The organism is Vineibacter terrae (assembly GCF_008039615.1).
Lineage (GTDB): Bacteria > Pseudomonadota > Alphaproteobacteria > Reyranellales > Reyranellaceae > Vineibacter > Vineibacter terrae.
Window position 1 is genome coordinate 33,384 of sequence record NZ_VDUZ01000036.1, and the last position, 12,789, is coordinate 46,172.

13 protein-coding genes are annotated in these 12,789 nt (G+C 67.3%); 9 read left to right on the forward strand and 4 right to left on the reverse strand.

What is annotated here, in order from left to right:
- Positions 1 to 117 precede the first annotated feature (117 nt).
- The 6 genes from FHP25_RS27100 to FHP25_RS27120 all read left to right on the forward strand — a co-directional run bounded on the left by FHP25_RS27100 (position 118) and on the right by FHP25_RS27120 (position 5,878).
- The gene (locus FHP25_RS27100) at positions 118 to 762 is read left to right on the forward strand and encodes a TetR/AcrR family transcriptional regulator (protein ID WP_178133807.1); all 645 of its coding nucleotides are present in this window, start codon (positions 118 to 120) and stop codon (positions 760 to 762) included.
- Positions 763 to 910: 148 nt separating this feature from the next.
- Entirely contained in the window at positions 911 to 1,576 is a 666-nt protein-coding gene (locus FHP25_RS27105) for a TetR/AcrR family transcriptional regulator (protein WP_147850111.1), read from the forward strand.
- A gap of 562 nt (positions 1,577 to 2,138) precedes the next feature.
- Positions 2,139 to 2,573, forward strand: coding sequence for a hypothetical protein (locus FHP25_RS27110; protein WP_178133808.1), 435 nt, complete (start codon positions 2,139 to 2,141; stop codon positions 2,571 to 2,573).
- Positions 2,574 to 2,599: 26 nt separating this feature from the next.
- On the forward strand, positions 2,600 to 2,746 hold the full coding sequence (locus tag FHP25_RS40945; protein WP_178133809.1) for a DUF5989 family protein: 147 nt from the start codon (positions 2,600 to 2,602) through the stop codon (positions 2,744 to 2,746).
- A gap of 21 nt (positions 2,747 to 2,767) precedes the next feature.
- Positions 2,768 to 4,618: a carbamoyltransferase family protein gene (locus FHP25_RS27115; RefSeq protein ID WP_147850113.1), complete on the forward strand. Its 1,851-nt coding sequence runs from the start codon at positions 2,768 to 2,770 to the stop codon at positions 4,616 to 4,618.
- Positions 4,619 to 4,900: 282 nt separating this feature from the next.
- The gene (locus FHP25_RS27120; protein WP_147850114.1) at positions 4,901 to 5,878 is read left to right on the forward strand and encodes an NADPH:quinone oxidoreductase family protein; all 978 of its coding nucleotides are present in this window, start codon (positions 4,901 to 4,903) and stop codon (positions 5,876 to 5,878) included.
- 14 nt (positions 5,879 to 5,892) lie between these two features.
- Here the strand turns inward: FHP25_RS27120 and FHP25_RS27125 are convergent, their stop codons facing one another.
- Both FHP25_RS27125 and FHP25_RS27130 read right to left on the reverse strand, forming a co-directional pair.
- Positions 5,893 to 6,315: a hypothetical protein gene (locus tag FHP25_RS27125; RefSeq protein ID WP_147850115.1), complete on the reverse strand. Its 423-nt coding sequence runs from the start codon at positions 6,313 to 6,315 to the stop codon at positions 5,893 to 5,895.
- 154 nt (positions 6,316 to 6,469) lie between these two features.
- Entirely contained in the window at positions 6,470 to 6,964 is a 495-nt protein-coding gene (locus tag FHP25_RS27130; RefSeq protein ID WP_147850116.1) for an RcnB family protein, read from the reverse strand.
- A 173-nt stretch (positions 6,965 to 7,137) separates the two neighbouring features.
- Between FHP25_RS27130 and FHP25_RS27135 the strand changes: the two genes are divergently transcribed.
- Positions 7,138 to 7,896 carry a glucose 1-dehydrogenase gene (locus tag FHP25_RS27135; protein ID WP_231712491.1) on the forward strand — a complete coding sequence of 253 codons (759 nt, stop codon included), beginning with the start codon at positions 7,138 to 7,140 and terminating at the stop codon, positions 7,894 to 7,896.
- A gap of 15 nt (positions 7,897 to 7,911) precedes the next feature.
- Here the strand turns inward: FHP25_RS27135 and FHP25_RS27140 are convergent, their stop codons facing one another.
- Positions 7,912 to 8,334 (reverse strand): OmpA family protein, encoded by a 423-nt coding sequence (locus FHP25_RS27140; RefSeq protein WP_147850118.1) that lies wholly within the window; start codon positions 8,332 to 8,334, stop codon positions 7,912 to 7,914.
- A gap of 124 nt (positions 8,335 to 8,458) precedes the next feature.
- Positions 8,459 to 9,232 (reverse strand): SDR family NAD(P)-dependent oxidoreductase, encoded by a 774-nt coding sequence (locus FHP25_RS27145; protein WP_147850119.1) that lies wholly within the window; start codon positions 9,230 to 9,232, stop codon positions 8,459 to 8,461.
- 232 nt (positions 9,233 to 9,464) lie between these two features.
- Between FHP25_RS27145 and FHP25_RS27150 the strand changes: the two genes are divergently transcribed.
- Both FHP25_RS27150 and FHP25_RS27155 read left to right on the forward strand, forming a co-directional pair.
- Positions 9,465 to 10,799, forward strand: coding sequence for an adenylate/guanylate cyclase domain-containing protein (locus tag FHP25_RS27150; protein WP_178133810.1), 1,335 nt, complete (start codon positions 9,465 to 9,467; stop codon positions 10,797 to 10,799).
- Positions 10,800 to 10,816: 17 nt separating this feature from the next.
- A complete protein-coding gene (locus FHP25_RS27155; protein ID WP_178133811.1) occupies positions 10,817 to 12,649 on the forward strand; it encodes a serine/threonine-protein kinase in 1,833 nt (610 codons plus the stop codon).
- Positions 12,650 to 12,789: the final 140 nt, after the last annotated feature.

The window sequence follows — 12,789 nt, forward strand, 5'->3', positions numbered from 1 at the left end:
CGGTCGGCGCCATCGCGATCGAGCGGGTCCATGCAATCGTCGCTTTGTGTCCTGTTGCCCAGGTCGAAGTTCGGTCGGGGACGCGGGGCTGTTTACTCGTGGATGAAGAGGTTTGTGATGACGATACTGGCCCTTGCAGCCCCCGCCACCGCCCACGCTGGTGGCAATGCAGAAACCAGGATCGACGGCCGTAACCTGCGTGCCGAACATACGCGACGCAAGATTGTGGCTGCGACCCGCGCCCTGGTCGAGGAGACCTTCGCGTTGCCCAAGGTCGCTGAGATCGCCCTGCGGGCCGGTGTGTCCGTGCGGTCGGTGTTCCAGCATTTCCAGGAGGTCGATTCGTTGTTTCTCGTCGTGTTCGACGAGATTCTGGGCGAGGCCCAGAGCGAATGGGAGGCGGTCGAGCCGATCGGGCCGCTGGCCGGCCGGATCGAGGCCTTCGTGACGCGTCGCGCCGCAGCCTGCGAGCGGGTGCTGCCGGTGCGGTTTGCGGCAATTGCGGTTGAGGCTTCGTCACCCGGTATGGTGGAGCGGGCCAAGGTCGCGCGGGCGCTGACGCGGCAGAATATCGAGCGGGCCTTCCGCCCCGAGCTCGACCGCCTGCAGCCCAATGATCGCCGGCAGATGCTCGATGCGCTGCGGGCCGCCCTGGACTGGGACATGTGGATGACGATGCGCCGCTTCCACGGCCTGCCGGTCGAGGAAGCACAGGCTGTGTGGCACAAGATTATCACAGGCCTGATGGGCGCAGATGTGTGAAATAACGTGAGGTTGGCGGGTGATTAACGATTCCGGGCCGTGATGCGTGCGACGTGTTGAATCGTAATATTTCAAATGAATTTTTCCGTTGTGGGGAACGGGGGACCGACACACGGCCGCTCAACGGTCGGCAACCCGGAGTTGAAAGATGAGTGATGCAACGGTCGCCACGCCACGAGAAGGAGTCGCAACCGCCCCGCGGCCCAAGATCGATGGTCGTGTTCTGCGTGCCGCGCGGACGCGGGAGCGTATCATCAATGCGACGATCGACTTGATCCGCGGTGGGGAATCCACCCCGAGGGTCATCGATATCGCGCGCACGGCCGGCGTCTCGACTCGGTCGATCTTTCAGCATTTCGACGACACCGAGGCGCTCTTCGCTGCGGTTGCCCAGCAGGTGGTCGAGTCATTGACGCCGCTGGCCAAGCCGATCGATTCGGCGCTGCCGTGGGAAGAACGGCTGGATGCGCTGATGCGCATGCGGATCGAGGTCAACGAGGCGCTGCTGCCGTTCCGGCGCGCCGTTGCCCTGCATCAACCGCGGTCACCCAAGCTGGCTGCGGGGGTGACAGCCGGCCGTCTGTTCGCGCGCGAACGCACTGAAAGCGCGTTTGCGCCCGAGCTGATGCGGCTGTCGGAGGCGGAGCGCAAGCAGACGGTCGATGCCCTGCTGGCCGCGTCCGATTGGCAGATGTGGTTCGGCCTGCGCATGACCTATGGGCTGGACCTGGAGGCTGCGTCGGCGACCATGCGCCGGATGGTGGGCGCCATCTTGACACAGGCGACGGCGCGGAGCGTGTCGGCAGCCGCCTGACCATCGCATGCTGCCCGGGGGCGATGCGTCCCCGGGGCCGGGTCAACGACCGAACCGGTCCTCGATTTCGGCCCAGTCGCCAAAGCGGACCGACGCCTTGAAGTCCGAGAAGCTCACACTCTCGCCTTGAGGTGAAGGGGTGCCTGAACGCATGTCCACCAAGGCGCGCTGGTGTGGATGATGCGGGAGAGCAGCGACACCGGGTACGCCACCATCTGAAAACCGAGGCTGTAGAGGTCGGCTGGCGCCAGAAGCGGCGTAGCGCCGTCTTCCAGCATGCTGGCGGGCGGCGGCGTGTCTTTGAACGCTCTGCCTCCGACAGAGGCGCCTCCACGAAGACGTCGTCGGCCCCGGCTCCCAGACGGGCCATTGGCACAGATCCGGTCAGATGGTTGTCAGGCGCGATGCCGCGGCTGGTTGCATACGGCGCATCATCTGCTGCCGCGTCTGTTGTTGCGGCGGGGCGAGAAATCCGTTGGGCGTCGATTGACTTTCCCCGACGAATCCGTCACTTGGACCACACGGGCGCGCCGCCGAGGCGTGTGCTCATTGCGGTTTCGGCATGGCTAAGGCCTTAGAAACACACGAAAATTTCACGCGCGAAGAACACCTGCCAGGAGGTTCGGACCGATCGTTCGGGCTGGTCTTCGCGGCTGTCTTCATCATCGTGGCGGTCTGGTCCTGGTGGCATCATGGCACGTGGTGGCCATACGCGATCGGACTGGCGGCCCTTTTTGGCGTCGTCGCCATGGCGGCGCCCCGGGCGCTGGGACCTCTGAACTGGGTGTGGAAGCACCTGGGCCTGCTGATGAGCAAGGTCATGAATCCCATCATCCTGGCGATCATGTTCTACGGTGTGATGCTGCCGATCGGCCTGCTGATGCGCTGGCGCGGCAAGGATCTCCTCAGGTTGAAGCTCGACCGTGCGGCGCCGAGCTACTGGATCGAGCGGCAGCCCCCGGGGCCGTCACCCGAGACCATGCGCAACCAGTACTGAGCCGCACGGCCTAGGGAATACGAGCAATGTGGCTGATCAAGGAACTGTGGAGCTTCATGCGGGTGCGCAAGAAGTACTGGCTGCTGCCGATCATCGTGGTGATGGTGATGCTGGGTGCGCTGCTTGTGCTGACCAAGACCGCGATCGGCCCGTTCATCTACACGATCTTCTGACCATCCTCGGGAACGCCTCGCGTGCGCATTCTTGGCATATCGGCCCTCTACCACGACAGCGCCGCGGCCTTGCTGGTTGACGGCAAGCTGGTGGCGGCGGCGCAGGAGGAGCGGTTCAGCCGCAAGAAGCACGATGCCGGCTTCCCGCAGCAGGCCATCGACTTCTGCGTGCGGCATGCCGGCCTCGCCTTCAAGGACATCGACTATGTCGCCTTCTACGACAAGCCGTTCCTGAAGTTCGAGCGGCTGCTGGAGACCTACCTGGCGTTCGCGCCGCGCGGCTTCACCTCGTTCCGCATGGCCATCCCGGTCTGGCTGAAGGAGAAGCTGCTTCAGAAGACGCTGCTGCGCGACGAGATGAAGCGCTGGATTCCCGACTTCGACTGGCACAACAAGCTGCTGTTCGGCGAGCACCATCAGAGCCACGCCGCGAGCGCCTTCTTTCCGTCGCCGTTCGAGAGGGCAGCCGTGCTGACGATGGATGGCGTCGGCGAATGGGCCACCACGTCGCTGGCCATGGGTGAAGGCAGCGAGCTGCAGATGGTGCGGGAAATCCACTTCCCGCATTCGCTGGGCCTGCTCTACTCGGCGTTCACCTACTACACCGGCTTCAAGGTCAACTCCGGCGAGTACAAGGTGATGGGGCTGGCGCCCTATGGCGAGCCGCGGTTCAAGTCCACCATCCTCGACAAGCTGGTCGACCTGAAGGATGACGGCTCGTTTCGCCTGAACCTCGAGTATTTCGACTACTGCACCGGGCTGCGCATGACGAACGAGAAGTTCGACGCGTTGTTCGGGGGCAAGCCGCGCAAGGCCGAGGAACGGCTGACCCAGCGCGAGATGGATCTGGCGGCGTCGATCCAGGCGGTGACCGAAGAGGTCGTGCTGCGCCTGACCCGGTCGGTTGCGCAGCAGACCGGCGCCAGGAACCTCTGCCTGGCCGGTGGCGTGGCGCTCAATTGCGTCGCCAACGGCAAGGTGCTGCGCGAGAAGGTGTTCGACAACATCTGGGTGCAGCCGGCGGCCGGCGACGCCGGCGGCGCGGTCGGCGCGGCTTACGCCGCCTATCACGGCTTCTGCCGCCAGCCGCGCCGCGTCAACGGGCACCTCAATGCGCCCCAGATCGACAGCATGGACGGCAGCTATCTGGGGCCGGAATACGCTCAGCCGGACATCGAGGCACGCCTGCAGACGGCGGGCGCGAGGTTCGAGACGTTGCCTTATGACGGCATGATCGAGACGACGGCGCAGGCGCTGGCCGACGAGAAGGCGGTCGGCTGGTTCCAGGGGCGCATGGAGTTCGGGCCGCGCGCGCTGGGCGGCCGTTCGATCCTGGGCGATCCGCGTTCGCCCTCGATGCAGAAGACGTTGAACCTGAAGGTGAAGTACCGCGAATCGTTCCGGCCGTTCGCGCCGTCGGTTCTGCGCGAGGATGTGTCCGACTGGTTCGACATCGACGCCGACAGCCCCTACATGCTGATGGTGGCGCCGGTGGTCGAGCGTCGCCGGCGGACGATGACGGCGGACGAGCAGGCGCTGTTCGGCATCGACAAGCTGAACGTGCCGCGCTCCGATATTCCCGCGGTCACGCATGTCGACTACTCGGCCCGCATCCAGACCGTGCATCGCCAGACCAACCCGGCCTACTACGACCTGATCTCGGCCTTCAAGGCCAAGACCGGCTGTCCGGTGGTCGTGAACACCAGCTTCAACGTGCGCGGCGAGCCGATCGTATGCACGCCGGAAGACGCTTTCCGCTGCTTCATGGGCTCCGAGATCGAGGTGCTGGTGGTCGGCAACTGCGTGCTGCTCAAGGAAGCGCAGAACCCGTCATTGAAGCGCGACTACAAAGGCGCCTTCGAGCTCGACTAGTGCTGGGAATCGCAGGTCGCTGATACATCCGTCATCCCGAGCGCAGCAAGGGATCTCCCGCGTGGGACGCACAGCACGCCAATCGCAGGAGATCCCTCGCTTCGCTCGGGATGACAGTCACGACTCACCTTCTACCGATAGCTGATACTAGCAACTGTCATCCCTCCCGGCGCTCCGGATGACAGCGGGGATCGTTTCGCCCTGCATATGATCCTGGGGGATATGTCTCGACGCTGCTGACCCTGCCCGATAGCGTCGGATCAGATATCGGACGGGAAATCCATGCGTGCGGTTCTGTGCGAAACTCTGGGCGATCCTTCGGTGCTGAGGATCGCGGAACTGCCGGTGCCTGAGCCGAAGGCTGGCGAGATCCTGATTCGGGTGCATGCGGCGTCGCTGAATTTTCCCGATGTGCTGATGGTGGCTGGCGGCTATCAGCACAAGCCGGCGCTGCCGTTCATTCCGGGCATGGAAGCCGCCGGTGAGATCGCGGCCCTGGGCCCTGGCGTCACCGGCTGGACCGTGGGCGACGGCGTGATCTTCGGCAAGCGCCCGGGCTGCTTTGCCGAATATGCGGTCGTTGCAGCCGACAGCCAGCCGATGAAGGTGCCGGTCGGCTGGTCGTTCGCCGAGGCGTCGGCATTCCGGGTCGCGGCGACGACGGCCTACAACGGCCTGATCCACCGCGCCGGGCTGAAGCGGCGCGAGGTCCTGCTGGTCCACGGCGCCACCGGCGGCGTCGGCATGGCGGCGGTCCAGCTCGGCAAGCACCTGGGGGCGCAGGTCATCGCCACCGGCGGTGACGATGCGAGGCTGGAGGTCGTGCGCGCCCAGGGCGCCGACTTCGTCATCAACTATCGCAGCACCGACTTCGTGCCGCTGGTGAAAGATCTCAGCGACGGCCGCGGCGCCGACGTGATCTACGATCCGGTCGGCGGCGAGACGTTCGAACGCTCGCTACGCTGCGCTGCTTTCGGGGGCCGGCTGCTGGTGATCGGCTTCACGTCCGGCGGCCCCTCGACGCTCAAGAGCAACCATATCCTGATCAAGTGCCTGTCGGTGATCGGCGTGCGCGCCGGCGAGCATGCGCGACACTACAAGCCCTTCGCCGACGACTATGCGCGCGAGTTTCCCCGGCTGGCGGCGCAGGGCGTGATGCGTCCGCATATCTCGCATCGATTTCCGCTCGAGCGGGTCGCCGACGCGATGCGCGTTGTCCTGGAGCGCAAGGTCGTCGGCAAGGCCGTGCTGGAGATCTGACCGGCGCCTGTCGATCAGGCGCGCGGCGTCGCCGGTGTCCGCGGACCGCAGCGGCCAGTGGCCGGATTCTTGACTTTGCCGGCGGGGCAGCTCGTCGCCACTGGCGTCTTGCCATTGACGCGCGGTTTAGCGGCGGTGGCCGGCTTACGCTGCGGCGCCGGCTTGTGGGCGGCGGTCGGCTTGCCGTTGCGGGTGCCCGGGGGCGTGACCTTGCCGGCTGTGGACCGGGGCGGGGTGGCCTTGGGCGCCACGGCCGGCGGCGTCGGCGGTGCAGCTTCCGGCTCCGGGTCGGGAGGCACGGCAGCGAGCTGGATGGGCGATACGACGGGAGCACTTTGCTCCACGGCCGGCGGCGTGACGACAGCCTGCGCCGGCGGCGCCGGCGTGTCGGCAGGGGAAATAACCATCAGCGTCGCGAGAAACGCGCCGAGATTCATGACTGACCTCCATCGGGGGGCAGGAGGGCCTTGCAGGGTCGGGCGGTGGTTCGTGCCAGCCGCGTCTCGACGCCGGCACTATCGGCCGTTTCGTGTGCTGCGGCAAGACTGAACCACAACTATTTGTGTTGTATGAGACTTGCGGAACCAGTCTTTATGGGCCGCCGAGGTCGCGGACGGCGTCGACGATCATGCGCGAGCCGATGGCCATCAGCAGCACGTCGCCGGCGACGCGGATGTACTGATAGCCGGCCGGCGGCGGCAGCAGCCGGGCCAGAAGATCCGACGGCAGCGGATAGTAGGGCAGGCCGCCGGGCAACGGCTGGCGCAGGGCCCATGCCTTGGCCTGCCCTGGTGGCAGGCAACCATTGTTCTTCTTGGCGAGGCCAGGCGGGCAGCGGCCGGCCGCAAACTGCTGGCCGAAATACTGGCGGATGGTCACCTGGTCGCGGGGCGAGATGACGATGGTCACCGTCGGCGCGCCGGGAGCGGTCGAGAACGGCCGGCTCGCGGCGGGTGCTGCGGGACCGCCGCCGCGCTTGTTCTGGCCTGGCGGGCCGTCCGGCTTCTCTGCGTTCGCAGCAGCGCCGGCCAACGCCGTCAGGCAGGTGGCGGCGGCGATCACGGCACGGCGCAGGCGGGTGGACATGCGGACCTCGTTTTTGACTCGGGATCAGCGAAGCCTGTGATGATGGCGGCGCCAAGGCGAACGTATCGACATTGCTGATCTGCGCTGATCTGCGCCGCGCCGGCATCATGCGGCTTGTATGAGCCGGCCGGCGCTCGCTAGCGTGCAGTGTCGAACGATCATGGGAGGACGTGGTGGCCGGACGTGTGGCAGGCAAGGTGGTTCTGGTGACAGGCGGCGGCTCGGGCATCGGCCGAGCCACGGCGACGCTGCTGGCCAACGAGGGCGCGACCGTCGTGGTCACCGATGTCGATCGCGCCGGCGGGCTGCAGACCGTGCAGCAGATCGGCGGCGCGGCGAGCTTCCTGCCGCATGACGTGTCCAAGGACGAGGAATGGCAGCGCGTGATCGCCGAGGTGCTGGCCAAGCATGGCCGGCTGAATGGACTGGTCAACAACGCCGGCATAAGCGGGCCCTTTCCCAGCACCTTCGAAAGCGAGGACGTGGCGCAGTGGCGGCGCATCTTTGCCGTCAATGTCGACGGTGTCTTCCTGGGCTGCAAGCACGGCGTGCCGGCGATCCGCGATTCCGGTGGCGGCTCGATCGTGAACCTGTCGTCCCTGGCGGCCCTGCTCGGCACGCCGGAGCTTTCGGCTTACGGCGCCAGCAAGGGCGCGGTGCGGCAGTTCACCAAGACCGTCGCTATCGAGTGCGCGCGCAAGGGCTACAAGGTGCGCTGCAATTCTGTGCATCCCGGCATCATTCTCACGTCGATGGGCGAGTCGCTCTTCAAGACCGAGGCGCTGCGCGAGCGCGCCCGCCAGCGCGTGCCGCTGCGTGAGCTGGGCCGGCCGGAGGATATCGGCTACGGCATCCTGTTCCTGATCTCCGACGAGTCGCGCTACATGACCGGCGCTGAGCTGGTCATCGACGCCGGTATGTCGGCGATCTGAATCGGGATCAGGGCGTCAGCGGCCGTAGCGGATCTCGACCTTGCGCTCGGTCGAGGTCTCCTTGCCGAGCAGCCGCTTGGGATCGGCGATCCGGCGGATGACGATCTTCTCGCGCGGATAGCCGCTGGCGACCAGCTCGTTCGTCACCGCTTCGGCGCGGGCGCGTGCCAGCTCGAGGTCGCGCTCCTTGCCAAGCCAGGCGTCGGCGAAGGCTTCAAGGCACAGCAGGTTCGCCTTCTGTGCGATGGCCTTGCGCGCGATGTCGGAGAGCGCCTTCTGCGCGCGCGGCGTCAGCAGCGACTGGCCGCGATCGAACTGCACGATGATGACGCCGCCGGGTGTCTGGCCGCCGGTGCAGCGGTCGTCCTGCGCCGCTGCGGTGATCGACCCCAGCATGAACAGCGCGCTGGCCAGCAGCGCGGCGGTCGGCGTGCGCAATGACTGCCCCCAAAGCCCGTCGGACGCTTGATCCGTCGCTGATCGTGCCGGCTTTGATGGTCAGCGCCAACGCCTTTTTGGCCTGGCGCCCTGGAGCAGAACGCTCCAGGGCAGGGCCGTGCGGCTAGAACAGGGTGTAGCCGCCATCGATGACGATGGACTGTCCCGTCGTGTACTTGGTGGCGTCACTGGCCAGATACACGGCCACCGGGCCGAAATCCTGCTCCACGCCCCAGCGCCGCACCGGGATGCGCGGCTTGACGTTGCCGGCGAACTTCTCGTTGTTGAAGGCGTTGGCCGTCATCGCCGTCTCGATCCAGCCCGGCAGGATCGAATTGGCCGTGATCTTGTAGCGCGCCAGCTCGACGGCCAGCGCCCGCACCATGGACACGACGCCGCCCTTGCTGGCGGCATAGTGCTCGTTGCGCGCCGCGCCCTCGATCGCCGCCGTGCTGGCCATCGCCACCAGGGAGCCGCCCTCGCCACGCTCGACCATGTGGCGCGCGGCGGCACGGAAGGTGAAGAACACGCCGTCGAGGTTGACCGACAGCACGCGCCGCCATTCGTCGGCCGTGATCTCCATGAACGATTTGCTGCCGCGGCCCGAGACGCCTGAATTGGCGACGCAGTTGTCCACCTTGCCCATGACCTTCAAGGTTTCGGCGAAAGCCGCCTCGACGGCCGCTTCGCTGGCAACGTCGACGATCTGCGCATGCACCTTGCCGCCGTGGCGCTTCAGCTTCTCGATCGCGGCCGCGTTCTTGGTTGCGTTGGTGCCCCAGATGCAGACCCCGGCTCCCGCCTCGGCAAGCGCATCGGCCATGCCGAAGCCGATGCCGCCATTGCCGCCGGTGATCAGCGACACCTTGCCCGTCAGGTCGAAGCCCTTGTACGCCATAGCCACACTCCTCCATGTCGATAGGCGCGGCAGCAAATCCGACCCTCCAGGCGCCGTCAATCGCCTTGCCGCGCATCGGCAGCGGCCGGCACCGCTCTGCGGAGCGCCGCATTCTGTGGTGCGCCATGACTGCCCGTAGTATTGTGGGCATACAAACGGTTGGCGCGTTGGCAACAGGGGGAATGTCGCCTTCATGAATGGTTCGCCGGTCAAACGGCGCCTCGCTGCGATCATGTCCATCGATGTCGTGAGCTACTCGGCGATGATGGGCGCGGACGAGGAAGGCACGCTGCGCCTGCTGCGCACCCATCGCACGGCGGTCGATTCGTCGATTCGCCGCCACGGCGGGCGCATCGCCAATACGGCCGGCGACAGCGTGCTGGCCGAGTTCACCAGCCCCGTGGAGGCTGTGCGGTGTGCGCTCGACGTCCAGGCCGGCGTCGATGCCCGCAATGCCGGCATGCCGCCCGACCGGCGCATGCTGCTCCGGGTCGGTGTCCATCTCGATGACGTGATCGTGCAGGACAACGGCGACCTGCTGGGCGAAGGCGTCAACATCGCGGCGCGCCTGCAGTCCGCCGCCGACCCCGGCGGGGTTATGGTTTCGGGCGAGGTGGCCGGCCAGGCGCGCGCCAAGCTGCCGGAGTACGGCTTCGAGCGGCTGGGCCTGCCGGTGATGAAGAACATCGTGCGCACGGTCGAGGCATTTCGTGTCGTGTCGGGTGCCCGCGCCCGACAGATCGCCCGGGCCGATGTTTCGGCGACGCCGGGGACGCCGCGGGCGCACGTGGAAGGGAAGAAGTCGGGGCGCGGGCTGGTCATTGCCGCCGCCGTTATCGCCGGGCTGCTCGCGGGCGCTGCCGTGGCCTGGGGCATCTTCGCTATCGCCGTGCCGAGCGACAAGCCTAAGGCCGGCCCCGCCGACGCCGACCAGGCGGCCCGCCGCAAGGCAGCTGACGCCGACGCGGCGAGCCGCAAGGCGGCCGAAGCCGATGCGGCGCGGCAGCAGGCCGCAGCCGCGGAAGCTGCTCGTCGCAAGGAAGAGCAGGAGGCAGCCCAGCGGCGGCATACGCGCGCCAGCCTGACACGCAGCTTGGCCTGGGCCGATATCGAATGCTCGCGCTCGCGGATACTGGCCAGCGCGGGCATGAGCTGCGCGGCTTCCGCCGAGTACGACGGCGTCGATGGCCGCGGCACGTTCCGGCGCTGGGCCGCGGGCAGCCATGGACCGTCGGCGGCGACCTACGTGGTGCTGGTCGACGCGGTGGACGCAGGCTCCGTCCACATGCCGCTCAGGCGCGACGACGAAAGCGAGTTCCTGCTGGAGATCAGCAGCTTCACCCGCAACAATGCCCACGACTGGTCGGCCTTGAACGCGCAGGGCGACGGCTTCTATGCCACGTTCAAGGCTGCAGATGGCCGCGCCTGCTTTGCCTTCGCAAAGCCCGGCCCGGCCCGGGCCGATGGCCTTGCCTGGGTCATGCGCGGCTATCATTGTCCTGGCGGCAACGCGGCGCTCTCAACGGACCGGATCGCATCGGTGATCGGTACGTTGAAGGTGCGCTGAGCCGCGGGGAGCGAGGTGTGAGCGCCGGGCACAGCGACAGCGCCGGCGCGCCGCCGCGATGGCACGCGTCAGCGGCGCCGGCCGGCCCGCCGCCGTTCGCGCAGACGGCGGGCGTGTTCCCGGCGATGACGCCGCTGCAGCCGGGTGTCGTGCTCAACAATACGCACCGCATCGACCAGATGCTGGGCCGCGGCGGCATGGGCGAGGTCTATCGCGGCACGAACGTGCACACCGGCGATCAGGTCGCGATCAAGGTCATCCGCCCTGAGCTGGTCGACGATGCCAACATGCGGGACCTGTTCCTGCGCGAGGCCATGGCCTTGCGCAAGATCCGCCATCCCGCCGTCGTCTCCTACGAGGGGGCCAGCGCCGATTCCGCCGGACGGCTCTATCTGGTGATGGACTTTGTCGCAGGGCCGTCGCTGGCGCAGCTCGTGGCGCGCCAGCCGCTGAGCCCGGCACAGGTGCGGGCGCTGCGGCGGCGCGTGGCCGAAGGCTTGCAGGCAGCCCATGACCAGAACGTGGTCCATCGCGACCTGTCGCCGGACAACATCATCCTGCGCGACGGCGATCTGAGCCAGGCCACGATCATCGATTTCGGCATCGCGCGACGCACCGACATCGGCAAGACCAGCGTCATCGGCCAGAGCTTCGCCGGCAAGATCGAATACGCGGCGCCCGAGCAGTTCGGCATGTTCACGGGCAAGGCGGACGCCCGCTCGGACGTCTACACGCTCGGCTTGGTCCTGGTGGCCTGCAGCCTGGGCCGTCCGCTCGACATGGGCACCTCCGCGATGGCGGCGATCGAGGCCCGCATGAAGGTGCCCGACCTGTCGCAGGTGTCGCCGGAGCTGCGACCCAGCCTGGCCCGCATGCTCGAGCCCGATCCGGCCCGGCGGCCGCAGTCGATGCGCGACGTGCTGGCGCTGGATGCCCTCGATGCCGCTGCCGGTGGCCGGCACCGCCGGCGCGGGCCCGGCCTGGCGGTGCTGGTCGGCGGATTGGCGCTGGCGGTTATGGTCGGAGCGGCTTTTGTCTTCGCCGATCCGGTGGCGATGGTGCGATCCCTGTTCGCGTCGGACACCCGTGCCGGGGAGGGCCAAGCTTGGCGGGCTGCCATGCAGGCCGATACGGAGACGGCCTATCGCGCTTTCCTGGAGCGCTATCCCGACGGCCAGCATGCTGCTGAGGCGCGCCAGCGGCTGGCCGCCGCCGAGCGGGTCGCCGCCGGCCGGCAGGAAGAGGACGAGCTCTGGCGTCGCGCCCAGGCGGCGACCACGGTCGCGCCCGTGCGAGACTACCTGCAGCGCTATCCCTCGGGGCGCTACGCCGAGGCGGCACGGCGCAAGCTCGCGGACCTCCAGAAGCCGGACGCGGGTCCGCCGGCTGCGATGACGTGGTCGTCTGTGCCTTGCGCGTCGATACCGCTGTGGGTGCCGGCGGGCTTCACGTGCCAAGTCTCCGGCGACCATACGCTGCCCGGTTCGGCAGGGCGCTACCGCAGCTACATGGCCGACACGGCTGCCGGTGGCTGGCAGACGCAGATCTGGATGAGCCAGGCGCTGGGCGAGCAAGGGGTGGTGGTCACGGCACCGGCCGACCGTGCCTTGCCCCAGCTCAACGCCACGACGCGCGCCGGCACCGACTGGTCGACGGTCCTCACCTATGGCGGTGCCGAGTTCATGACCTTCCGCAACGGTACCGCCAGCTGCGTGGCATTCCGCAAGCCGGGCACGCGACGGGGGCAGGACTACGTCGAGATGTTTGCCGCCATGCAGTGCGCGCCGCCGGGGCAGCCGCTGTATCCCAATGACATCCGGACGACCATCGACGGCGTGCGTCTGAAATAGGGCGCCAGAGGGTGATTGCACCGTTGCGTGAAAACAACAAGAGCCATGCAACGATGCCTTTGCCTGCCCTGCCGAAGCATGGTATGTCAGCCTGTCTGTCCGATGTTATGCCTCTCGTGGTTGTACCCTGATACTGCCGT